General features: G+C 66.4%; 22 protein-coding genes. 13 read left to right on the top strand and 9 right to left on the bottom strand.

Going from position 1 to position 23,143, the window contains the following annotated elements; translation table 11 throughout:
- Positions 1 to 308 precede the first annotated feature (308 nt).
- Positions 309 to 3,203 carry a cation-transporting P-type ATPase gene (locus tag LPH33_RS12580; protein ID WP_324256233.1) on the top strand — a complete coding sequence of 965 codons (2,895 nt, stop codon included), beginning with the start codon at positions 309 to 311 and terminating at the stop codon, positions 3,201 to 3,203.
- A gap of 198 nt (positions 3,204 to 3,401) precedes the next feature.
- Here the strand turns inward: LPH33_RS12580 and LPH33_RS12575 are convergent, their stop codons facing one another.
- Positions 3,402 to 4,040, bottom strand: coding sequence for a GNAT family N-acetyltransferase (locus LPH33_RS12575; RefSeq protein ID WP_229568224.1), 639 nt, complete (start codon positions 4,038 to 4,040; stop codon positions 3,402 to 3,404).
- A gap of 571 nt (positions 4,041 to 4,611) precedes the next feature.
- Positions 4,612 to 4,794 carry a hypothetical protein gene (locus tag LPH33_RS12570; protein ID WP_183070702.1) on the bottom strand — a complete coding sequence of 61 codons (183 nt, stop codon included), beginning with the start codon at positions 4,792 to 4,794 and terminating at the stop codon, positions 4,612 to 4,614.
- A gap of 116 nt (positions 4,795 to 4,910) precedes the next feature.
- Between LPH33_RS12570 and LPH33_RS12565 the strand changes: the two genes are divergently transcribed.
- From LPH33_RS12565 to LPH33_RS12555, 3 genes are all read left to right on the top strand, one after another.
- Entirely contained in the window at positions 4,911 to 5,681 is a 771-nt protein-coding gene (locus LPH33_RS12565) for a hypothetical protein (protein WP_229568222.1), read from the top strand.
- A gap of 180 nt (positions 5,682 to 5,861) precedes the next feature.
- Positions 5,862 to 6,950 carry a TerC family protein gene (locus LPH33_RS12560; protein ID WP_145692021.1) on the top strand — a complete coding sequence of 363 codons (1,089 nt, stop codon included), beginning with the start codon at positions 5,862 to 5,864 and terminating at the stop codon, positions 6,948 to 6,950.
- Between the two features lie 59 nt (positions 6,951 to 7,009).
- Positions 7,010 to 7,225, top strand: coding sequence for a hypothetical protein (locus tag LPH33_RS12555; RefSeq protein WP_145692022.1), 216 nt, complete (start codon positions 7,010 to 7,012; stop codon positions 7,223 to 7,225).
- Between the two features lie 13 nt (positions 7,226 to 7,238).
- Here LPH33_RS12555 and ppsA read toward each other — a convergent pair whose 3' ends face one another.
- The gene (ppsA, locus tag LPH33_RS12550) at positions 7,239 to 9,539 is read right to left on the bottom strand and encodes a phosphoenolpyruvate synthase (RefSeq protein ID WP_229568220.1); all 2,301 of its coding nucleotides are present in this window, start codon (positions 9,537 to 9,539) and stop codon (positions 7,239 to 7,241) included.
- A 209-nt stretch (positions 9,540 to 9,748) separates the two neighbouring features.
- Between ppsA and LPH33_RS12545 the strand changes: the two genes are divergently transcribed.
- The 3 genes from LPH33_RS12545 (at position 9,749) to LPH33_RS12535 (ending at position 12,132) form a co-directional block, all read left to right on the top strand.
- Positions 9,749 to 10,303, top strand: coding sequence for a CBS domain-containing protein (locus LPH33_RS12545; protein ID WP_229568218.1), 555 nt, complete (start codon positions 9,749 to 9,751; stop codon positions 10,301 to 10,303).
- A 4-nt stretch (positions 10,304 to 10,307) separates the two neighbouring features.
- On the top strand, positions 10,308 to 11,708 hold the full coding sequence (locus LPH33_RS12540) for a wax ester/triacylglycerol synthase domain-containing protein (protein WP_229568216.1): 1,401 nt from the start codon (positions 10,308 to 10,310) through the stop codon (positions 11,706 to 11,708).
- A gap of 82 nt (positions 11,709 to 11,790) precedes the next feature.
- Positions 11,791 to 12,132 (top strand): hypothetical protein, encoded by a 342-nt coding sequence (locus LPH33_RS12535; RefSeq protein WP_016696365.1) that lies wholly within the window; start codon positions 11,791 to 11,793, stop codon positions 12,130 to 12,132.
- A 47-nt stretch (positions 12,133 to 12,179) separates the two neighbouring features.
- Here the strand turns inward: LPH33_RS12535 and LPH33_RS12530 are convergent, their stop codons facing one another.
- Positions 12,180 to 12,767, bottom strand: a complete 588-nt coding sequence (locus LPH33_RS12530) for a hypothetical protein (RefSeq protein ID WP_229568214.1) — start codon at positions 12,765 to 12,767, stop codon at positions 12,180 to 12,182.
- A 360-nt stretch (positions 12,768 to 13,127) separates the two neighbouring features.
- Here LPH33_RS12530 and LPH33_RS12525 point away from each other — a divergent pair, with 360 nt between their 5' ends.
- Complete coding sequence (locus tag LPH33_RS12525; protein ID WP_229568213.1) at positions 13,128 to 14,645, top strand: DUF4389 domain-containing protein; 1,518 nt, start codon at positions 13,128 to 13,130, stop codon at positions 14,643 to 14,645.
- 673 nt (positions 14,646 to 15,318) lie between these two features.
- On the opposite strand, the gene LPH33_RS12520 is transcribed toward LPH33_RS12525, so the two are convergent.
- The gene (locus LPH33_RS12520) at positions 15,319 to 15,927 is read right to left on the bottom strand and encodes a hypothetical protein (protein ID WP_229568211.1); all 609 of its coding nucleotides are present in this window, start codon (positions 15,925 to 15,927) and stop codon (positions 15,319 to 15,321) included.
- Between the two features lie 954 nt (positions 15,928 to 16,881).
- On the opposite strand from LPH33_RS12520, the gene LPH33_RS12515 reads away from it, so the two are divergent.
- On the top strand, positions 16,882 to 17,646 hold the full coding sequence (locus LPH33_RS12515; protein ID WP_229568209.1) for a DUF6920 family protein: 765 nt from the start codon (positions 16,882 to 16,884) through the stop codon (positions 17,644 to 17,646).
- A 34-nt stretch (positions 17,647 to 17,680) separates the two neighbouring features.
- Here the strand turns inward: LPH33_RS12515 and LPH33_RS12510 are convergent, their stop codons facing one another.
- From LPH33_RS12510 to LPH33_RS12500, 3 genes are all read right to left on the bottom strand, one after another.
- Positions 17,681 to 18,580 carry a phosphatidylinositol mannoside acyltransferase gene (locus LPH33_RS12510; protein WP_229568207.1) on the bottom strand — a complete coding sequence of 300 codons (900 nt, stop codon included), beginning with the start codon at positions 18,578 to 18,580 and terminating at the stop codon, positions 17,681 to 17,683.
- 60 nt (positions 18,581 to 18,640) lie between these two features.
- Complete coding sequence (locus LPH33_RS12505) at positions 18,641 to 18,862, bottom strand: hypothetical protein (RefSeq protein ID WP_229568205.1); 222 nt, start codon at positions 18,860 to 18,862, stop codon at positions 18,641 to 18,643.
- 325 nt (positions 18,863 to 19,187) lie between these two features.
- The gene (locus tag LPH33_RS12500; protein WP_229568203.1) at positions 19,188 to 19,787 is read right to left on the bottom strand and encodes a phosphatase PAP2 family protein; all 600 of its coding nucleotides are present in this window, start codon (positions 19,785 to 19,787) and stop codon (positions 19,188 to 19,190) included.
- Between the two features lie 198 nt (positions 19,788 to 19,985).
- Between LPH33_RS12500 and LPH33_RS12495 the strand changes: the two genes are divergently transcribed.
- On the top strand, positions 19,986 to 20,405 hold the full coding sequence (locus LPH33_RS12495) for a glutaredoxin domain-containing protein (RefSeq protein WP_145692031.1): 420 nt from the start codon (positions 19,986 to 19,988) through the stop codon (positions 20,403 to 20,405).
- A gap of 69 nt (positions 20,406 to 20,474) precedes the next feature.
- On the opposite strand, the gene LPH33_RS12490 is transcribed toward LPH33_RS12495, so the two are convergent.
- Entirely contained in the window at positions 20,475 to 20,747 is a 273-nt protein-coding gene (locus LPH33_RS12490) for a GlsB/YeaQ/YmgE family stress response membrane protein (protein ID WP_019289453.1), read from the bottom strand.
- Between the two features lie 193 nt (positions 20,748 to 20,940).
- Here LPH33_RS12490 and LPH33_RS12485 point away from each other — a divergent pair, with 193 nt between their 5' ends.
- The 3 genes from LPH33_RS12485 (at position 20,941) to LPH33_RS12475 (ending at position 23,077) form a co-directional block, all read left to right on the top strand.
- Positions 20,941 to 21,642, top strand: coding sequence for an SIMPL domain-containing protein (locus LPH33_RS12485; protein WP_145692032.1), 702 nt, complete (start codon positions 20,941 to 20,943; stop codon positions 21,640 to 21,642).
- 208 nt (positions 21,643 to 21,850) lie between these two features.
- Positions 21,851 to 22,621 carry a helix-turn-helix domain-containing protein gene (locus LPH33_RS12480; protein WP_145692033.1) on the top strand — a complete coding sequence of 257 codons (771 nt, stop codon included), beginning with the start codon at positions 21,851 to 21,853 and terminating at the stop codon, positions 22,619 to 22,621.
- Positions 22,622 to 22,894: 273 nt separating this feature from the next.
- Positions 22,895 to 23,077: a hypothetical protein gene (locus LPH33_RS12475; protein WP_186455177.1), complete on the top strand. Its 183-nt coding sequence runs from the start codon at positions 22,895 to 22,897 to the stop codon at positions 23,075 to 23,077.
- Positions 23,078 to 23,143: the final 66 nt, after the last annotated feature.

Genomic DNA, 23,143 nt, shown 5'->3' with positions numbered 1-23,143 from the left:
GACCCCCTCGGGTCCGGACCGAGCCGGTGTGCTCGTGTGCCGTCCCCTCATCGTCGTCCTGTCCCTCGGCAGGGCCTAGGGGACAAGGTCCTTGCTCGGCTCACGCCGGTCCTGCGGTGTCGCCGGCGGCCTGTCCTGCAGTGGTGAGTGTCGGCGACGTCGCCCAGCGTCTGTTGTTCGGATCAGCATGGCATCACTCCCTCGCCACGAGCCGTGCGCACGGCTCGTGCCCCACGTTCGTTCGCCATCATCGGCGTCGAGTACCCATCGCGGCCCGGCCCCGAGATCTTCACCCCCTCCGTTGTGCGGTGAGTACCTCGGTTCTGTCGGTTCGACGGCACCGACACAGGAGCAGGAGGACACTTCCTCCAAGGCCCTGTAACGAGATCGGGAAGGTGCAGATCTGTCCACGCCCACGCGATAGGAGCGGTCCTGCAGGGATGAAGCCGATGAGCGACCCGACGACCGACACAGCCGGACACGATGTGCCCGTCGATCCCCTCGAATCTCTCGATCGCCTACTGCGGGATCTCCGCTCGTCCCGGACCGGCTTGTCCACTCGCGAAGCGCAACGGCGCCTGGGCGTGTCCGGCTTCAATGAGCTGGTTCGCCGCCGCCGCGAAGGCTGGTGGCGGGCACTGGGCCGGCAACTCGTCCATCCGCTCGCCTTGCTGCTGTGGATCGCGGCGGTGCTCGCGGCGGTGTCCGGATCGGCTCCCTTGGGGGCGGCGATCCTGGTGGTGATCGCCCTCAACGCCGCGTTCGCGTTCGTGCAGGAACGCCACGCCGATCAGGCCGTCGAGGCGCTCGCCGCCTATCTGCCCCAGCGTGCCCGGGTTCTGCGCGACGACATCGAAACGGAGATCGACGCGCGGGAGCTGGTACCCGGTGATGTCATCGTGGTCTCCGAGGGAAACCGGGTCTCCGCCGATGCACGTCTGCTCGACGGCGTCGCCGAAATCGACGCCTCGACACTGACGGGGGAATCGGCGCCGGTGCGGGTGAGCGCGGACAGCGCCGACAGTCATGTCCCATTGATCCACGCCCGTGATCTGGTGTTCAGCGGCACGACGTGCGTCACCGGGGAGGCGACGGCGGTGGTGTTCGCCACCGGTATGAACACCGAACTCGGCCGGATCGCCGCGTTGTCCCAGCGCGGCGGCCATCAGGAAAGTCCCCTCGAGAGGCAGGTCAAGCGGGTCGCCTGTCTGATCGCCGTCGTGGCCATCGGGATGGGTGCGGCGTTCATTCCACTCGGCACGCTGCTGGCCGGACTGTCTCTGGGTGATTCGGTGACCTTCGCGATCGGATTGATCGTCGCCAATGTCCCCGAAGGACTACTTCCGACGATCACTCTCGCGCTGGCCGTGGGCGTGCGCCTGTTGGCCCGGCAAGGTGCACTGGTCAAGCGGATCTCGGCGGTCGAGACGCTCGGTTCGACGAGTGTGATCTGCACCGACAAGACCGGGACGTTGACCGTGAACCGGATGACCGTAACGCAGGTGTGGACCAGTCAGGGGATCGTCGACTTCGACTCTCTCCCTGAATTGTCCGTGCCGGATCCGGTCGCGGAGCGGTTACTGAGGGCGGCGGTGTGGTGCAGTAACGCGGAACCGGCACCAGCCGTGGGCACCACGCGCATCGGGGAACACGAAACGGACACCGGTATCGGTGATCCGACCGAACTCGCACTGCTCGAAGCCGCCGCGCGTCTCGACATCAAACCCCGCCGCGACAAGGACGGCAGGCTGACGCAGTTCCACTTCGATCCCGCGCTGCGGCGGATGTCGACGATCGATCGTGTCGGCCACACCGTCGTCGTACACACCAAAGGCGCCCCGGAGGAAGTCCTCGCCCGCTGCGCCCATCTCGCCGAAGCCACCGGCACCAGACCGTTGACGGACGCCGATCGCACTACGATCGAGGCGATCATCGCCGATTGGGCGCGACGAGGTCGGCGACTATTGGCGATCGCCGAACGCCCTCTCGGACCGTCCGAAGTTCCGGCAGATCTGACCCGGGATCAGGCAGAGCAGGGTTCGACGTTGCTCGGGATCACCGCGATGATCGATCCGCCCCGCCCCGAGGTCCCCGAGGCCGTGGACCGCTGCCATTCGGCGGGAATCCGCTTGATCGTCGTCACCGGCGATCATGCGCTCACCGCCCGGGGGATCGCCGAGAGCGTGCACATCGGGCACCGGGGTCTGCGGGTGATCGGCGGAGACGAAGCGGACGCGATGTCCGATCGGGAACTCGACGCCACCCTGGCCGGGGACGACGAGATCGTCTTCGCCCGTAGCTCCCCAGAGTCGAAACTACGCATCACCGACGCTCTGCAGGAATCGGGGCATATCGTCGCAATGACCGGCGACGGCGCCAACGATGCGCCGGCCTTGCGGCAGGCCGATATCGGGGTGGCGATGGGACGCTCGGGCACCGATGTCGCACGCGAAGCCGCGGTGATGGTCCTTGTCGACGACAATTTCGCCTCGATCGTCGGGGCCATCGAAGCGGGCCGTCGTGTCTACGACAACGTCCGCAAGTTCATCGTCTACATCTTCGCGCATGCCACCCCCGAGGTCGTGCCGTTCCTCGCCTATGCCCTCACCAGCGGCGCGATCCCCCTGCCGCTGACGATCATGCAGATCCTTGCGGTCGATCTCGGCACCGAGACTCTTCCGGCGTTGGCGCTCGGTCGGGAGAACGCCGAACCGGACCTGATGCGACGCCCCCCTCGGCCCCGGTCGCAGCCGGTGATCGACGGCCCCATGCTCGCCCGGGCCTGGGGGCTGCTCGGTGGCATCTCCGCCGTCCTGGTGATGGCATTGTTCCTGCTCACCCTGCACATCGGCGGATGGACCTTCGGCGCTGACACCAGCACGGGTGAACTGCACCACACCTGGCAGCAGGCAACAACGATGACCTTCCTCGGTATCGTGGCCTGTCAGATCGGCACCGCCATGGCTGCCCGTACCAGCCGCAGCTCCCTCATCCGTATCGGCTTGACTACCAATCCGATGCTGCTGTGGGGCATCGCCTTCGAAATCGTGTTCGCGGCAGCCGTCGTAGTTCTTCCGCCGTTGCAATCCGTCTTCGGTACCGCGGTGCCGCAACTGTGGTTGCTGGCACTGTTGATCCCCCTGCCGGTGATCGTGTGGGGATGCGACGAGGCCTTCCGCTGGTGGTTACGAACCCACCGTTGACAGGTCGTTCACTCCACTGCCGAGGACCACTGTGCTTCGGCAGATTCTGGGGGACGTGCGACCGTTGGACCGGAGTCGAGAACACCGTGTCCGGGACACAGCGCCTCATCGCCTCGTTGCACACCGTCCGGTGGGCACTCGCGCACGCGCGCATGAGGGACCGCGCGGACTGAACGATGGAATCTTCTCGGTGTCGGTTCAGGGAGCGGAGCGGTCCACCGAGGCTGTGAAGCCTCCGTCACTGCGCGCATCGGCGAGGGTGATCTTCACTTCTACGATTGGTCCCGGCGCGCTGCCGTTTCGCGACCAGCCCATGTCCCGAAGGACCTGCAGCATCGTGGTGTTCTCCGAGAGCACGAATGCAGACAGGTGCCGAATCCCGTGTGCCCAGGCGATACCGACCAGACGTTGCAGCAGAGCGGTTCCGATGCCGTGATGTTGCATGGGGTGACTGACAGCGACCGCGCATTCCGCCGATACCCCATCGGAGGCGGAGCCAGGATCGGGATCGAGCACGGTGTAGTTCGCGACACCGACGACCGTCCCATCGTCGAACGCCCCCAGGCTCACATGCCTATCGTCCTGCCGACACAGCATTTCCACCAGTTCGTCGACGTGACGCGGGGCCACCGTGAAGAACCTCATATAGGTGTCATGTTCGGTGAGATGCTCGTGCAAAGCTCGCACGGCGCCCTCGTCCTGCGGACCCAACGGCCGAATGACCAGGTCGGCCCTGACCGACTGCTGTGTAGTGGTCCCCATCGGATACATCCCTCCGAAAGCTCGGCGATGACCGTCCTGTTCCCGGACCCACCCGCACATGCGGCCCCGGCTCATGGCCACGAGTCTGACATACGATTCGCCTCATGCGCTGACCAGTCTCGCCGCACCCGCCACATACTCGTCCGTTCACGACCACCCTTTCGGGACGCGACGGTCATCGGCACCGTTCGGTTGTGAAAGACTTTGCCCCAACGGCCATATCGTCGCATCGAGTCTCGATACGGAGAAGGCACTCGATACGGAGGAGGTATCGCATGCCCCGGCCACTCTCGATTGCTCGCGTCGCCCGTCCTATCGGCGCACCCTGACACGCTCTGTCCGAGCTCGAGGGCACCGCTGAGCGGTCCGCCCCAGCTATGACCACACTCCTGCCACCTGCTGCACGTCGCCGGATCGACCACGCGGCACGCCGAGGGCCGCAGCCGCACGACTCGAGATGTCCGGGCAGATCCGGCTCGGTTCTCGGAGACCGTTCACCGCCGTCCAACTCCTCGCTCCGAGGACCGGGTTCATCGGGGCTGCGACAACTCGGATCGGCCGCGCGTCCGTAGCGGGGTACGACTGTTTCACTGCCGGGCATGACCATCGCCTCGCCGGTCCCCGCGCGACAGATCCCGTTTGGTGGTTACTTCGCGTCGACGGCGATGGTGCGCGGGATTCGCCCGAGGACCAGCAATCCGGGCAGGCCGGCCGACGACGGGTCAGCGAACAAGCGCAGTTCCGGAGGGTGGGGTTGAGCCTTGCCCGACAGGCGGGCGGGGATGCCACGCATGAAGAACGATGTCGTCGGTAGGAAATCGTCGTCCACCGCATTCACGCGCTCGTGTCGAACAGGTCCTTGCACAGGTGCATATTGGGACGCATACTCCGCACACGGTGCAGGACGTGGTTCGTCCGCCGTTGCAGTCCGTCTTCGGTACCGCGGTGCCGGAGCTGTGGTTGCTGGCTCTGATGATCCCGCTGGCGGTGATCGTGTGGGGATGCGACGAGCTGCCCCAAATGGGGGCGTCGGACTCGAAACGGAGCGCAACGCCGATGAAGCACCAACCGATGAAACGCTGGCTGGCGAGGTGGATCGCGGTGGTGACGGCAGGAGAAGCGGTGGGTTTCGCTGTGCCTGCCGCCATCGGTGTCCTCACGCGGGATTCCGCGTCGGCATTTCCCTTGCTCCTGGTCGCCGGTGCCGTGGAAGGAGCGATCCTGGGACTCTCGCAGGCGACGGTACTGCACGGGCAATTGCCATATTTGTCGAAACGGAGATGGGTGGTGCTCACAGCTGCAGCGGCGATGTCGGCGTACGCGATCGGGCTGTTGCCCTCCACCCTCGCGGCGTGGTGGACGAGTTGGCCGCTGATCGTGCAGGTGCTCTTCTTCGGAGCGGGGCCTGTCGTCCTGCTGATATCGATCGGCCTCGCTCAATGGCTCGAACTGCGCCATCATCTTTCCGGCGCGACATGGTGGATACCCGCCACCGCTCTCAGCTGGCTTGTCGGTCTCGCTGTCTTCTTTGCGGTGGCCCCACCACTCTGGCATCCCGACCAATCCCCTGCTCTCGCAGTGACGATCGGACTCGTCGCCGGCGTCGGCATGGCATTTGCCATGGCGGCGGTGACGGGCTGGGCCATGACGGTCCTGCTCAGGCGGCAGACCTCCTCCGTCTCCCGAGCTGCGGAGTCTCGACAGGGGCGACCGTGAACGCAGTCGACGAGATTCCTTGCAGAACTCCGCCGGATCGGCTTCACTGGTCTCCAATGGAGGGGAGTATCCCCCAACTGTCTCGTCGTCACGACGGCCCGGTGATCCGGTCCCGGCGAACGGGCCCGCCTCGGGCGGGCGGGAAAGACCTCCGGTTGATCATGAACCGGAGGTGTGTCGATGACTGTTCCGTTCTGGGCGTGGGCCGCGGTGCTCGGCTTCATCGTGGCCATGCTTGCGATCGACCTGTTCGCCCACCGCTGCGCCCATGTGATCGGGGTACGCGAGGCGGCGGTCTGGTCGGCCGTCTGGGTCGGCTTCGGGATCGGGTTCGGTGTTCTGATCTGGCTCAACGCCGGCGCGGAGTTCGGCCGGCAGTACTTCGCGGGGTACCTGATCGAGAAATCCCTCGCAGTGGACAACGTCTTCGTGTGGGCGATCATCTTCACGTACTTCGCGGTTCCTCGCCGGTTGCAGCACCGGGTGCTTTTCCTCGGGGTACTGGGAGCGTTGGTCTTCCGTGGTCTGTTCATCGCTGCCGGGTCGGTGCTGATCGCCAGTTTCGGGGCGATCCTGTATCTGTTCGCAGCGTTTCTGATCGTCACCGGCTGTCGGATGCTGCGCCGCCGCGACGAGCACCTCGATCCGGAACGCTCGCGCACGTTACGCCTGTTCCGCCGCTACGTACCGATGACCGACGCCTTCTACGAGCAGAAGTTCTTCGTTCGGATCGGTGGCACACTGCTGGCCACTCCCCTGCTGGCGGTGCTGGTACTGGTAGAGGTCACCGATATCGTCTTCGCCGTCGACTCCATTCCGGCGATCTTCGCGGTCACCGACATTCCGTTCCTGGTATTCACGGCCAACGCGTTCGCCATCCTGGGCCTGCGAGCGATGTACTTCCTTCTCGCCGATCTGATCCACCGCTTCATCTACCTGAAGGTCGGCCTGGCGCTGGTACTCGTCTGGGTAGGAATCAAGATGGCACTGAAGATCGACGTGTTCTACATCCCCACCACGATCTCGTTGGCCGTGGTGACCACGATCATCGGCGTCTCCGTTGCTGCGAGTCTGTACGTCACCCGCGGCCGGGGACGCCAGGCCCCTCCGGTCACTGAGACTCCGTTCCGCAGCGCCACTGCGGCGGAACTCGCTGCCGCAGCACCCCTATGGACGCGGACACGCACACGTTTCCCGGCTCGACCGGACGACACCGACACCGACACCGACACCGGGTCTCGGACTTCGGCGACCCGCTCCGACAACTGACCGGAACAAGGATTCATTCGCGTGCCACCATGTCAGCGAGGCACGGGGAGGACATTCACATGCTCGACGACATCGAGACCCTACTGGTGAAGCGGAAAGAGGTCGGAGCTCGCATTGGTGGGGCGCGTTTGTGGGAGAAGTGGACTCCGGGACTGAGCGCGAGTCTCGCCGACCCGCAGCGGCAGATCGAAAACGACGGTTGGAAACAGGTCGCTCTCGGATCCGAGGCATGGGATCTGACGTATCGACGCTCTGTCGAAGTGCCCACCGGGTAGAGGGCGCCGATCTTCACGCCTGCGCGCGGCGGGCGCGGTCGAGCAGGATGCGTTGCTCCGCTCGCGCCACCGTCCGCCTCGTCTGCGCCGCGGCGTCGGGCGTAACCGACACGGAGGTGATACCGCGCCGGACGAGATGTTCCGCCAGGTCGGTGCTCGTCGACACGGCCTGACCGCACAGCGACGTCGTCAGTCCCGCGGCCGACGCGCGCTCGATGATGTGATCGATCGCGTCGAGCACCGCCGGGTCGAGGGTGTCGAACAGGTCCTTGCACACCTCCGAGTCCCGATCGACCCCGAGCATCAACTGCGTGAGGTCGTTGGTTCCGATGGACACGCCATGGATCCCGAGCTTCGCGTACTCCGGCAACCAGTAGACGACCGACGGGACCTCGGCCATGATCCAGCGCAGCATACGCTGGTCGGAGCCGAGCGGATGCCGGTCGAGTTGGGCGAGGCAGTCCCGCAGTTCCCAGCGGGTGCGCACGAACGGAATCATCAGGTGCACGTTCCGGTGCGTGCTCCGAACCCGGTGCAGCACATCGAGATCCAGGGAGAACAGTTCCGGATCCCGCACGTACCGGAAACACCCGCGGTAGCCGATCATCGGGTTCTCTTCGTGGGGCTCGACCTCACCACCCTCGAGATCGGCGAACTCGTTGCTGCGCAGATCGATCGCGCGATACACCACCGGACGCGGCGCGAACGCCGCCGCGATCCGCGCGACGCCACCCGCCATCTTCTCCACGTACTCGTCGCGACGACCCTGCGCGATCATGTGCGAGGGGTGCTCCCCCGCGAGCGCTTCGGTGATCATGAACTCGGCGCGCAGCAGACCGACGCCGTCGACATCGGTCGCGGCGACCGCCTCCGCGGCGTCGGGGGTGGCGAGATTGACATACACCGACGTCGCGGTGACCGTTGCAGCGTCGCTCACCACCATCGGAGGCCCCTGACCCGCCGCCTGTTGCCGGGCCACGGTACGCACCGCACCGTCGAACACCGTCCCGGCGTCGCCGTCGACGGTGATCAGCTGCCCGTCACTCAGATCGATCGTCGCGGTCCGGGCACCGACCACGACAGGTTTGCCGAGTTCACGTCCGACGATCGCCGCGTGGCAGGTGATACCACCACCGTCGGTGACGATGCCGCCGGCACGCCGCAGGATCGGCAGCCAGTCCGGGCGGGTCATCGGGGCAACGATGATCTCCCCGTCGGTCAGGCGTGTGCCGTCCGCCAGTTCATGAAGGACCCGCACCCGTCCGGTCGCCGAACCGGGACCGGCACCGAGGCCGGTCAGCAACGGTCGCGCCTCACCGTTTCCAGACGGTCCCGCCGTCGCGTTCCCCGCCGCCGCAGGCTTGTCGAGGGTGGTGATCGGACGGGTCTGCACGATCCACAACTCGTCGTTGGCGAACGCGAACTCGAGGTCCTGGGGGCGCCCGTAGTGTTCCTCGACTCCGGCGGCCAGGCGCGCGACGCGCAGGAGTTGCTCGTCGTCGAGCACCCGGGTGCGGCGCGCGGGGTCGACGGCGACGCGACTGTCCCCGCTGTCGGTGGAGGTGATGCGGAATTCCTGATGACCGAGGTGCACGTCGAGCACCGCGAAACCGTCCTTCGCCACGACATAGGTGTCGGGTTCGACCTGCCCGCCGACGACGACCTCACCGAGACCGAGCGCCGCCTCGACCACGATGCGATCGAGTTCACCGGTGCGCGGGTCGGCGGTGAACGCCACCCCGGACGACTCGGACTTGACCATCACCTGCACCACCACGGCGATGGACGGTTCGTCGGCCACCCCACGCAGCCCTCGGTAGGTGCGGGCGCGTTCGGACCACAACGACGCCCAACACCGCTGCACCGCGCGCACCACCGCGTCGGCGCCGATGATGTTCGTGTACGACTCGTGGATACCGGCGAACGACGTGTCGGAGGCGTCCTCCGCGGGAGCGGACGACCGCACCGCGACCGGCACATCGGGACCGAGGCTCTCGTAGGCGGAGACGATCGCCGCGCGCATCCCGGCCGGCACGGTCGAATCCGTCACCAGGGCGGCGAGCTCGGCGGAGGTGCGGATCAGGGTGACGTCGTCGATGTCGGCGGCGGGCACCGCCTCGGCGGCCAGCCGGGATCGGACGCCGGCTGCGTCCATCGCGTCGAGATACGCATCGGTGGTGACGGCGAACGCCGGCGGTACCGGAAACCCCGCCCGGGTGAGTTCACCCAGATTGGCGGACTTGCCACCGACCGTCGGCGCGTCGGCGGCGCCGACCTCCGCGATCGGTCGTACCCACAGATTGTCTTCGGCCATGGTTGACTCCCCGGAGTGTGGCCGTGCCGAGTGCAGGGGCGCTTTGTCTCGTGCACGGCAGGATGTGTTTCACGGTAGGCCGCTGGGGGCGGTCTTCGGATCGAATCGCGGGGTGAAAGGACGTCGGTCCGCAATCGACGACAGGGGTCCAACGACTCTTCCCCCGAGCGCGTAGGGCGGTGACGCTGGAGTCGACGGAAGGAACGAGCATGCACGCGCGGCACATCATGAGCATCCCCGTCACCACGGTCGGCCCGACGACGTCGATCGACGACTGCCTGCGCATCGCCGACGAATCCGGCTTCACCGCCCTGCCTGTCGTCGACGACGAACACCTGGTCGGCATCGTCTCCGAAGGTGATCTGCTGCGCGAGAAGTTCCACAACCATCCTCGAACGGAGGGCACCGCAGCCGATGCCATGACCAGCCCGGTGGTGGCGATGACCCCAGAGACCGAGGTCAGTGCTCTCGCCTCCGCGATGCTGCGCTCCGGTCTGCGCGCAATCCCGATCGTCGAGAACGGCAAGATCGTCGGGATCGTGACACGGCGCGATCTGCTGTCGTTGCTGACGATGGATGACACCCGCATCCTGCACGAGGTTCAGCACCGTCTCGACGTCTACGCAGGACCACATCGCTGGACGGCGACGGTCACCGACGGCCGCGTCGACGTTTCCGGCGCAGACGCCGAGGAGTCCGAACGTCGGGTCGTTGCCGCGCTCGCCGAGACGGTCCCCGGTGTGACCGGTGTACGTGTCGGCTGACGCCATGACCCCCGGCGCAGACAACCACACGCACGGTCCGCGAAAGGTGATCGGATCGAAGCAGATAGAGCGTATCGGTCCAGGTGATCTGACCGAGCTCGTCTCGGATGTCGGACCGGTACCACTGCACGTCGGTGCGGTACTTTTCCTCGCCGAGACCGACATCGACACCCCGGATCCGGCGACGGTGCGGTCCGTCCTCGCCGAGCGACTCGTCCGGATCGGGCGGTTGCGGCAACGTTTGATCGAACCGGGCTGCGGGCTCGGACGTCCCTACTGGTTCGACGATGCGCACTTCGACCTCGAAGCCCACCTGTCGCAGGTGCGGTGCCCGGCTCCCGGCGACCGGGAGGCCGTCCTGTCGCTGGCGCTGGACGCGCTCACCTGGCTATTGCCTCGAACGCGGCCGTCGTGGCGTGCGATCGTCGTCACCGACATCGCGGATCCCCACGGCCGGGTGGCGGTGGTGATGGTGCTGCACCACGTGCTGGCCGACGGGATCGGAGGTCTGGCGATTCTGGCGCACCTCGTCGATGGCCCGCACACCACCGCACCCACCGACGACCCTGTCTCGATTTCCGAGCGGCCCCGGAATCGGGAATTGTTCGTCGACAACCTCACCGAACGTCTGCGGATGCTGCGCCATCTTCCATGGACCCTCGCCCGTATTCCGGCAGCGTGGGCCGAACTCGGGCGCGGCACCGGTGGACGTGCACCTCGCTGTTCGTTCAATGCCCCCACCGGTGCTCGCCGTGCGGTCAGCACGGCCGAGATGGAGTTGGAGACCCTCCGCCGGGTGGGGCGATGCGGGGCGGCGACGGTCAACGATGTGCTGCTGGTGGCCGTCAGCGGCGCCCTGGCCACGGTCCTGCGCAGGCGCGGGGAGCGCCCGTCGGAGTTGGTGATCTCGGTACCGGTGTCCGCTCGTAGCGCTGCCGCCGGTGGCCAGTTGGGCAATCAGGTCGGGGTCATGCCCGTGCGGGTACCGCTGGTCGGGACACCGACACAGCGTCTGGTGGCCGTGGCCCACAGGACCCGACTGCAGAAGGCGACCGTGCGCGGTGGGTCAGCCGCGGTGATGGGTCCGTGGTTCCGGGCCCTGGCCGCCACCGGGATGTTCCGGTGGTTCATCGACCGGCAGCGGCTGGTCAATTCGTTCCTGTCCGACCTGCCGGGCCCACCCACGCCGCTGACGATCGCCCACGCGCCGGTCACCTCGATCATGCCGCTGATCGTCAGCACCGGAAACATCGCTGTCGCCTTCGTGGCACTGTCCTATGCGGGCACACTGACGGTGACGATCATGGTCGATCCGGATCTCGTCCCCGACCTCGAAGAGCTCACCACGGCTCTGCACGAACAGTTCCACCACCTCGCCGACGCCGCAGACCCAACAGCACCGTAACCAGCAGATATCACCGGACCGGCACACATGCGGATCTTTTGGGTCACGCGGCAGACGACGACGCGACAGACAGGACCGATGCATGTCTCCCGAGACCGAGACCTTGCGACTCCAACTGGAAGAAGTCGGGGCCCGGCACTGGTGGGCCGCGCTTCTGGCGACCCTGTCCTCCCAGTCGGGTAACGCCTACATGCGGTTCGTCGGCGTCGTCGACGGCCGAGCACGTTACCGCGGTGCCGCCTTCCCCGTCCCCCGACTATGGGGAACGGTACCCCCACAGGACCAGTGGGCACCCGGGATGGACGACAGCCTCGCCGAAATACAACACCGCATCGAAGGGGACGGATGGCGCCCGGTCGACCACGGAGCGCAGCCGTGGGAAGTGACCTACCAACGGCCGAGCACGCCTGGCGCATCCCGGTGACAACTTGGGAAGCGCACCCATGGTCCGAATTGCGCCATTTGGTGCCCTCAACCGATGTGCCACCCCGGCGAACGGCGCACCTGTTGCCACTCCTGCTGCCACCGCACGATCCGATGTCTGTTCATCACCCAGTGCAGCCCGAACAGGACGAGTGCGCATCCCGCCGTTCCGAGGACGAGAAACGCCAAAGCTGTTCCGAGCGCCGCGATCGCGTTCTCCGTTCCGGTACGCGGCGCCGGCCTGTAGTTGCCGTCCTCATCGACCCAGATGAGCACAGTCTCCCCCGCCTCGGCGCGGGTCTCGAGTCTCACCCGACCGGTGTGCTCTGTGCCCGCCGCCTCCCAACGCGCGAGAACAGGGGCAAGTCCTGTCGAAGTCTCGGATACCGGGTCCCGCACCGGCATTGCACCCGCATCGTTGTCGACCACGAGTGCCGGCACTTGCTGGGCCCCGGTGATCGCCTGATGTGATCGTTCGGTCAGCTGCGCATACGAGACGGTTCCGATCGCACCGGCAATGGGCACGAGCAGCATCATGGCGGCCACTATGAAGATCACTGCGACGGTCTCGATCCGGTCACTGCCGCGCATGAGCGGATTCGGGCTCCACGGCCGCAGGCGCCACCATCGAATCACTACCGGATCCTTGCGACTCATCACACTCTCCGGGACATCCGTTGTCCTGTCCTCGGTGTTGTTCTGTCCTCAGTGTCGACCGTCTACCGCCGTTGCTGTAGAGCCATTGGTCGCTTCCATGGGCGCGCCCGGTGGCCACCGAACGCCGGGCACGATTCGGTAGAGCCGTTGTTCCCTTCCCGGCACTGACCTGTGCGACATACGCTGGGACCGACCACCGGCAACGCCCCCGACAAATCCGCCGAGGGCGCCGCGCCGTCACCTCTGCGTGCCCCACCGCACCAGTGCACAGTCCCGGAGTCGTTCCTCCAGTGACCCGACGACTCCCCCGACCGTCGTTGTCGTCTGGAGGGCCAATCCGTGAAGACCGGCAAAGTCGTCCTGCTCGTCGTCGGCACAATCCTCTCGCTGCTCGGCATGCTCTTGGGGGCCGCCGCGTTGATCCTGGGGGTGCTGTACGTCATCCAGCGGGACAAGGGATATCTGACCACCCCCACCGAGACGTTCCGAACCGCCTCCAGCGCGCTGCTCTCCGAACGTGTGGATCTGTTCCTCGACGAACCGGCCCCGCCCGGTTTCCGCACCCAGGACATCGGCCGTTTCCTCGTGCGCGCCACGGCCACCGCACCGGAGCGTGAGATCTTCGTCGGAATCGGCCCCACCCGCGACGTCGAGGCCTATCTGGCGAACGTCGCGCACACCGTTATCACCGAGGTGCAGTTCGATCCCTTCGACGCCGACTACCGGGAGATCCCCGGCGACGAGCCCGCCGCAGCACCGAATGAGCAACCCTTCTGGGACGCCACCGCCGTCGGGGCGGGAACCCAGCAGGCCCAATGGCCGGTACGTGAGGGAAGCTGGACCGTCGTGGTCATGAATGCCGACGGCTCACCGGGAGTCGATGTCCGCCTGCAGGCAGGGGCGCACATCGACCTGCTCGGACCGCTCGCGCTGGGGGCGCTGGCCGGCGCCGTGGTGTTGCTGATCCTCGGACTGCCCCTGCTGCTCGCCGGGGCGATCGGACTCGGCCGTCACGGACCCCCACCTGCGCACCGGCCGGCATACGGTGCCGCCGACGCCACGCCCACACCGGCACCGCAACACCAGGTGCGGGCGTACCCGGTGCACCTGCGCGGAGAACTGGACGAACCGCTGTCCCGGTGGCTGTGGCTGGTCAAATGGATCATCGCGATCCCGCACTACCTCGTGCTGTTCTTCCTGAATGTCGCCTTCGTGTTCGCCACCCTGGCCGCCGGGGTCGCCATCGTGGTCACAGGCCGCTATCCCCGTGCCCTGTTCGATTTCAACGTCGGGGTGTTGCGCTGGAACTGGCGGGTGGCGTTCTACACCTATTCGGCGCTGGGCACCGACCGCTACCCCCCGTTCAGCCTGCACCGCACCGACTACCCGGCCGATCTCGAAGTCGACTACCCCCAGAGACTCTCCCGCGGACTGGTGTTGATCAAGTGGTGGCTGCTGGCCATCCCCCACTACCTCGTCCTCGCAGTGCTGGCGGGCGGATGGCTCGGCGGCTGGAGCATCGGGATCGTCACCGGCAACGGTGCTGACAACGCCACCGGCAACGGCACATGGGCGTTCGGTTCACTGCTGGGCGTGCTGGTGTTGTTCGCGGCACTGGCGGTGTTGTTCACCGGCACTTATCCCCGGGGATTGTTCGACTTCGTCATGGGCATCAACCGCTGGCTATATCGCGTGTGGGCCTATGCCGCGCTCATGCGCGACGAATATCCTCCCTTCCACTTCGACCAGGGCCCGCACGACCCGGGCGAGCGCGCCGACACCACCCCACCGCCAGGACCGGCCGCCTCCTCGTCGGTCCCGGACCATTTGTCAACCCGCGAACCACCGCGTCTGTGACGTTCTGGTCCACACTCGATGCGCCGCACCAGCGACCGTGTCCGCCCCGACGCTGCCGAGCACGACCGAGGATCGGTGTACCGGATCAGGCCTCTCGCGCATCTCTCCGGATGTCGGCACCTCGCTCGTGGACGATCCGGAGAGCTTTCGGGTCGATACGCAAACCCCGCTCCTCGAGCACGAGGGGATACGTGCGGAGCGAATCGGGGCAAGATCGGCGCCCATTCATGAGGCGTCCCTACGGACGCGGCTTCGGTGCGGTCGGCAACGGATGCTGCGGTCACCCCCGATCTGCGGTCCAGGACGGCGCGCAGGTGCCTCTGGTGGTTCGTGCGGCCGCGTTTCGGTCCCATCATGCGCGTGCCTGTGGACCATTGACTCCGACTGTCGATGCAGCATGGAGTCCGATTGCTCGCCCACTGCCGTATCGTCCGGGTACATGGCAATCGAGCCCAGTGTCCTCGACAACGCTGTGGGCCTCGGCATCGCTTATGGGGCGGGAATCGGGATGGTTCTCGGCCTTGCGATTCGAGACGATCCCGCGCAATCGGGTCGGCATGCCGGCCTCAGAACCGCATGGCCCCCTTGCCTCGATGAGGGCTCGGTGAGCAGAGTCCGCGCCACGCGCACCGTGGGCTTCCCCGTGTGTGGCTGCCGGGTGGAACAAGGGAAATCAGGTGCCTCGGCGGGCATCGGCTGCGATGGTGCGCACGGTGGCACGCATGATGTGACCGACGAACGGCCGAATCAGCCACCAGTACCGCATCATCTGCTTGTGTGAGCGCGGATCTGTCGTGCTCGTGCGGCATTCGTAGCTGAGCACACTGCGGTTCGCGCCGTTGGGTCGCACCAGGAAGTGACAACCGATCTTTCCCCATCCTGGGTCGTCGAACGCCGCGAACTCCTCGCGAGGGACGTCGCGCCATTCGATGTCGGGCTGCCAGAACTTACCGACCGCACCGAAGGCGATCTCCCGATCGGGTACCTGCCCCAGGATCAGCCAGCCGGGTAACCCAGCCGACGAGGGGTCGGCGAACATGCGCAGCTCAGGCAGCGTTGGCGCCGGTCGGCGGGCGAGACGGGCGGGCAGTCCGCGGACGAAGAAGGCCGCGGTCAGCAATGGGGTGCGGACCCGCAGGAAATCCAGATCATGCGCGGCCCGGTAGGTGGCGGACACATCGGCTTCGACCGTCAGGTGTTCGGTCAGCACGACATCGTAGGTCGGTAGATAGACATCGAGCAGATCACCGGTAGCGGGGTTGTCGGATTCGGTTCCTGTCACCGCTCCACGATAGGAACATCGTGCGCCGCAACGGGCGCTTTTCGCGCCGGGGTCATTGAGATCGTCGAAGGCCCGCCGCAGCCGCCGCTGCTCTGCAGGGTGAGCACCTACCCCTCGAGACGAATGTCGTTACCGTACCTGGCCGTGGTCCCGATCGACCGGGCCCGGCCGCGGTGCCGGTTCGGTCCCGATTCGAGCCCCTCGCCGCCGGAGCACGGACACCAGATACGCGGTCCCGGGCGTAATCTGGAAAGTCGCCAACGTCAGCGGTCGGCGGGTGAAAGCCCCGTTCCGCCGACATCGAGCAATGCCGCGGGAGATCGACAAGCACGATGGAGGAGACGTCGAATTCCTGCTTCATTGCCCGTGCCCTCGCGTGACACGGAACGGGATTCGTCGAGTCGACACCCCTCGGGGTCGGTGACTTCCGAGAATCGGCGCCCAAGTCGCGAAGCCAGGTCGTGTGCCTGCGCGATGGACGACACGGTTGGATGCTGCACACAGCAGATGCGCAACCGCTCTACTCTCGACTCGGATTCGTTGCCTCCGGCCCGACATATATGAAACGGCCGTGTAAAACACCCTCAGCCGACCAGTCGATTCGTGCTATGCGACGCCGAGACGCCGAACCGCTCGCGTCCCGGCCCGCGCAACCTAGTTCGGTTGAGACTGCTACCACTATCGCGCCAGCGACGAAAGCCACCATCCCCACAATCGGCGTCCTCAACCCGTGGCGCGCATGTGTACCTCTTCCGTCTCGGACGACCGTCTACCCCGCGACGCCACCCGCGACCGACCGAGATTTCCTACAGCGCGACGATCGACTATTCCATCGGCAAGGACACGGGGCCGGGCATAATGTGCTGGAATCAGCGAGTATCGGCCCACCCCACCGATGAAGCACCGAGTCCGAGCGAAGCATCGTCAAGGGCTGAGCCGACCGGTGGAGGATTCGTGCGCATAGGCCGTGCACCAGCTGTTCCGTGCGCCGCTCATCATGTCGGCGCACACTGGCGCGCTCTGTCCGAGGTCAAGGGCACCGGTAAGCGGTTCGCGCCGGCAATGACCGCATCCCTGCCACCTGCTGCGCGGCGTTGGATCGATCATGCCGTCGCTGAGGGCACGCCGATGGCCGCAGCTGCACGGTTGGAGATGTCCGGGGAGATCAGACTCGGCTCCTGGCGACCGTTCACCGCCGTGCAACTCCTCGCTCCGGCGACGGGGTTCATCTGGGCTGCGACCACTCGGATCGGCCCGCTGTCCGTGTCGGGGTACGATCGTTTCACCGACGGGTGTGGCGAGATGCGTTGGCGGATCGGGGGAATCATCCCGGTGATGTCTGCCGATGGTCCGGATGTCAGCGACAGTGCGGCCGGTCGCCTGGCCGGGGAGAGCATTTTCGTGCCCACAACATTTCCCCTCGCACGGTGGCGGGGCGACGAATTCGTCGCCTCGGCGACCTGGACGGTGGATGGACGCAAGGAGACCGTGCGTCTGGATGTCGCCGATGACGGGGCATTGTGCGGGGTGCGGATGCTGCGGTGGGGCAACCCCGACAATCATGAGTTCGGCCGGTATCCGTTCATCGTCGCGGTCGAGGCCGAACGCCGGTTCGGCGGCATGACGATCGCCTCGCGGATCCGCGCGAGTTGGGACACGGGTACCGGTGGGGACGGCGAGTTCTTCCGCGCCGAGATCACCTCTGCCGACTTCTTCTGACGGTCTACGAGGCCAGCCGCGAGAACCGGCGTCGTCACTCCCTGCCGGGTGTCTGTGTGTGGTCCCGCCGGTCGGCCGTCCACACCGATTGCAGCATGTGCCAGTCGGCGGGATGCGCGGCGATACCGGCCGCGAACCGATCGGCCAGCCTCTGGGTTGTGGCGTGGACGCCGCCTGCGGTATCGATCGGTGCGTCGACGTGGAATCCCCATCCGCCCGGAGTGAACCAGCAGTGCACCGGCAGCAGCGGTGCGCCGGTATCGATCGCGAGCTTGGCCGGGCCGGCCGGCGTGCAGGCCGGTTCGCCGAAGAAGGTGACCGGCACGCCCGTTCCCGTCAGATCCCGTTCACCGAGGAGTCCGACGAACCGTCCCTCCCGGATCCGGACGGCCAGCTGTTCGAACGGTGGGACAGTGCCGCCGGTGAGCGGGATGATCTCGAAACCCAGGTTTTCACGGAACCGGACGAAGCGGCGGAACAACGATTCCGGTTGCAGCCGCTCGGCGACGACGGTCGGTGTGCCGATCCGCTGTACGATCCACACTCCCGCCAGGTCCCAGTTTCCGCTGTGCGGAAGCGCCAACACTGCGCCGCGCCCACGCGCGACGGCCGTATGGATATGTTCGAGACCGGTGGCCGCGGAGTCGATGGTCTCGGCCAGCCGTACCGGATCCATCGACGGCAAGCGGAACGCTTCGCACCAATATCGCGCGTACGAACGCAGGCTCGCGCGTACGAGTTCATCCGGTACCTGATCGGGAGTGGTGGACAACACCCGAGCGAGGTTGCGGCGTAGTTGGGTCGGTCCGCCGTTTCGGGCCGCTCGATCCGCGGCCATCTCGAACAAGCGCCTCGCCGGCTCCTCCGGTAGCGCGCATACCGCCCACCAACCGGCGGCGTATGCGAGATCCCAGGCCCGATCCTTCATGCGCATCGAGTACCCCGAACGCGGAGGTCGACAACGATGACCATCACGACGGGCGCTGCGCGACGTTCACCCGATCGGCCACCCCGGGAGTCGTCCTGCTTCCTGCCACTTACGGTCCCACCGAGACAGTCTCTGCCGGTTCATCACGACGTGGACGCCGAACAGCGTGAGCGAGCATGCCACGGTGCCGAGGACGAGAATCACCAGAGCCGCACCGAGCGCCGTGACCGCATTCTCGGTACCGGTGCGGGGAACCGGCATGTAGTTGCCCGTCTCGTCGACCCCCATGCGGACTGTCTCTCCCGTGCGGCCGCGGCCCTCGAGACTCACTCGGCTGATGTACTCGACGCCGTCGTACTCCCACTGAGCAAGAACAGAGTCGAAATGAGGCGAAGACTCGGCCGACGGGTCGGGGACCGATACGTCGTCCGGATCGTCGAGAACGACCGCCGGCCCGATGCAGAGCCGATGGTCGTGCAAACCGGGTCCACTGCAGCGACCGAGGGACCTCGGTAACGAACCACGCCCGCCCCGTCCAACTTGCGAACAAAAATCCGGCTGCCTGCAGATTGCTCTGCCGACAGCCGGATTCGGTGTGCTGTATTCGGTGCGCCTACTCGGTGGGCGGGACCGCCGGTGCCTCGCGCGACAGGATCGGAAGCCGCGACGCGAACGGCAGAAGCACCACGACGACCAGCGCAACCACCAACACGCCGAGCGCCATACCCGACAGCACGTCGTGGACGTAGTGCACCCCCACCGTCACCCGAGAGAAGGCGAGCACTGCGGCGAGCGGAGCGACCAGCCAGATCAGACGCGGAGCCGCGAGGACACACGCCGTGGCGAACGACGCCGCGATGACGGAGTGGTTCGACGGCCAGGACCAGTCACCCACTTCGGGGCATTCCAGCACCGTCTCGATGCCGAGTGCGCGGCACGGTCGCGGTTCCGTCACCACGAGCTTGACGAGTTCGCTCGACAGGTAGGCACCCACGACACCGGTGCCGCCGACGGCGAGGGTGCCGAAGCCGCGGCGATCGTTCCGCCACAGCCATGCCGCGAGCACACCGGTGAAGGCGACAAGGACGAGCAACCCCTTGTCGGCGACGAGACCTGCGAGCGGTCCGAGGAAGGATCCCTCGACGGTCTGGGCTACGGACAGATACAGGCGGTCGCGCATCGGCACCGTCGCCGCCGCGAGAAGAGTCAGCACGAGCGCCACCCCTACGGCAGGGATGAACATCAAGCGGACCAACCGCGGGGATACAGGAGGTGAACTCTCGGTGACGACCATGACCGAATACGCTATCGCGCCATCTCGACCGGCTGCAGACCGGCAGGTCGGGCGGGTTCCGCCGTGCGTCTCACTCGGCAGGTTTCGGTAGGGCTCGACGGAACTAGGCTCACAGGGGTGTGGCGAACCTGGATCCTTTCCGCAACGATGGTGGCCGTCGCGGCCGTCGTTCTGCTCACCGGCGCATTCGACGTGACCTCGGTGGTGACGGCAGTACTGCTCCTCGCCCTCGCCTGGGTCGTCTCTCCCCTGTTCCTCCCCCATCACGTCGACGACGCCACCGCCCGTCGCGACGCCGCAGCCCGCGGCGTTCCGGTGGTGTACTGGCGCCCGGGGTGCACGTTCTGTATCCGGTTGCGCGCCACCCTGCGCACTCGCGCGCGTCGCGCGATCTGGGTGAACATCTGGCGGGATCCCGCTGCGGCCGCTCGGGTCCGGGAAGTCAACGGCGGGAACGAGACGGTGCCGACGGTGTTCGTCGGCGACGTGTCGCATACCAATCCCGACCCACGTTGGTTTCGCGATCAACTGGTCTGACGAGACGACCCCCGACATGAACGAGGTCCCGGATCCGTGTGGATCCGGGACCTCGTTGACGCAGAGCGGTCAGCGGCGCACGCCTCGACCGGTGACGGCCTTGACGAGGAACAGCAGGATGACCGCGCCGAGGAGGCAGGTCAGGAAGCTGAAGATCAGTCCGCCGCCTTCGACATCCACGCCGAAGACCTTCAGCAGGAAACCACCGATCAAGCCGCCGATGACGCCGACGACGATGTTGAGGAGAATGCCCTGCTGGGCGTCGGTGCCCATGATCTTGCTGCCGATCCAACCGGCGAGACCACCGATGATGATCCAACCGAGGATTCCGAGTCCGAGCATGTGCAGTCCTTTCATGAACACTGGCTAGTTCGACACAACTCAGATACCCAGTCGTCCCACCAGTCACACCTCTCACTTCTGACAACTTCAGAGTGGCACGAATGCGACGCCCGGAAGGTCGGATTCGGCGGTTCCGACCGTGGCACGTGCCGTCTGCCCGACGGGGACGGCTCGCGCTGGCACACTCGTGCGCATGACCCAGCCTCCCGTCACGATCACCGTCACCGGGCACGCCGAGCGCACCGTCGCACCCAACCGGTGCACAGTGGTGTTGCGGGTGCACGCCGACGGCTCCTCGCGCAAGCAGTCCGCCGAACCGGTGACCGCGGCCGTCGCCACCATCACCGATCTCATCACCGAACTGCGCAAGCGCACCCCGAGCCCCGTGAAGCGGTGGACCTTCGATCGGGTGCGCCACAGCCGGCGGCGCCCGTTCAACCGCGAGGGCAAGAACCGCCCGTGGGTGTACAACTCGTCGGCGTCGATCACCGTCGCCTTCCACGAGTTCGACGCTGTGGGTGCGTTCGTCGAACGGGTCGCCGAACTCGAGGTGGTCACCGTCGCCGATCTCCAGTGGTGGATCACCCGCAAGGCCCGGAAGAAGCGACTCGCACAGGTCCGCGACCTCGCCGTCCGCGACGCCCTGGACAAGGCGAAGGCGTACACGACGTCGCTGGGTCTCGACACTATTCGTGCGGTGGCCATCGCCGATCCGGGCATGCTCGGCTCCCAGCCCTCACCCGTCCATGCGGGCGGCGCTCCGATGATGCGCACCGCGATGCTGCGCTCGGATGCGATGAGCGCACCCGAGTCCGCCGAACCCGAGCTGGTCTTCGAACCCGACCGCGTCACCCTCACCGCCGACGTCGAGGCGCGGTTCGAAGCTTCCCCCTAGCGCCGGTGAAAATTCGGTGTTCCGGACCCCGCTCAGCGAGGTCGAGAACACCGAAATTCGAGCACCCCCCGCTTGATTCCTTGCGCGCCTTGTACAGACGGTGGCACGATGCCAGCACGCCGCCGATCCGCGCGGCCACAATCGAATAAGGCCCGCCAGGAGCTGCAACTCCCGACGGGCCGGATGTCCGACTGAACAGGAGTCGAACGTGGGTCAGAATACCCTGGCCGGCGGCGTGCGTCGTGGACCGCGCCTTGCCGCCAACTTCACCGTCCTGAGCAATGCCGTCATCACCGACGAGCGTTTGTCCTTCCGCGCACGGGGCGTGCTCGCCTGGTTGCTGTCCAAGCCCGACGACTGGCGCACCCGCGCCGACTCGATCGCGGCGCAGTCACCAAAAGAAGGTCGCGACGCCATCCGATCGGCTTTACGCGAGCTCGCCGACCTCGGCTACCTGGTACGCGAGAAGATCCAGAACGAGCTCGGCCAGTGGATCACCATCCAGACCATCTACGAACGTCCCGTCACCGACCCGGCGCCTGAGAATCCGACCCGCGGCAGCGCGGACATCGGAGACCCAGGCGCTCTTTCAAGTACCGATACACCAAGGACGGAAACCAACCGCACACCGCGCGTCACGAAAGCACCGCTCGGTCCGGCGGTGGTCGAGCTTGCGGCAGCCTGCAGACGGGCCGGACTCACCGCAACCTTCGTCTACCTCAAACCCGATGCGGCAGCGGCGATCGAAGCACTCGTCGCCACGCATGGTGTGCCGGCTCTCGTTGCGGCAGCGAATTCCGTGCACAGACCGGGCAATCCGATGCGGTTGGCGCACGGATGGTTGCCGTTATGGCGGTCGCTGCCGACGCCCCTTGTCCTCCAACCGAAGTGCGGCGACTGCGACGAGTACGGGTGGCTTCCCGACGACGAGCAGGGGCGTGCCGTGCGATGCGGATGTCGGGCACCGGCTGCGGCCTGAGATCCACTGCGGCGGTGCCCGGCCGAATTCCGTTGACCGATCGAATGGATCGGTTGTCTCATGAGAGGTAGGTGACGTTCTGCGGTAGACAGTCTCGCTGAGCTATCGACGGCGAGGGGTGGTGATGATGTCGGGAACCCCTATCGAAGTGGCCGTCGACTCGGTGTTCGTTCGTCCTCGGCGGTGAGGGCGAAAATTCCGTTGCCCCAGTACTCGTCGAAGAGTACTACTGGGCGCTGGCGAATTTCGAGATTCTCGAGGAGAGACACAGCGATGGCCACCACGATCGAACGGCCGGATGGCACGAGCATCCATGGTCCGGGCAAGCTTTCTGCGGAGCGTCTGCAGCACGAGCTCGCGCTGCGTCGACGCGCGCAGCGGATACCGGGGCGGCGACGTCACGACGGAAAAGGTGGGCGTCGGCAGCAGCGACGTGCCGCCGCCGGAGCGTGGTAGCTCTGCCCAGCATCGTCGAGGCTGCGGCGTGATCGGTCAGCGGCTCAACAGCGGCGATTTCCGACG

The organism is Rhodococcus sp. RDE2 (assembly GCF_020885655.1).
GTDB lineage: Bacteria > Actinomycetota > Actinomycetes > Mycobacteriales > Mycobacteriaceae > Rhodococcus > Rhodococcus pyridinivorans.
The sequence above is the reverse complement of the archived record's forward strand: the minus strand, read 5'-3'. Positions and strand labels throughout refer to the sequence as shown.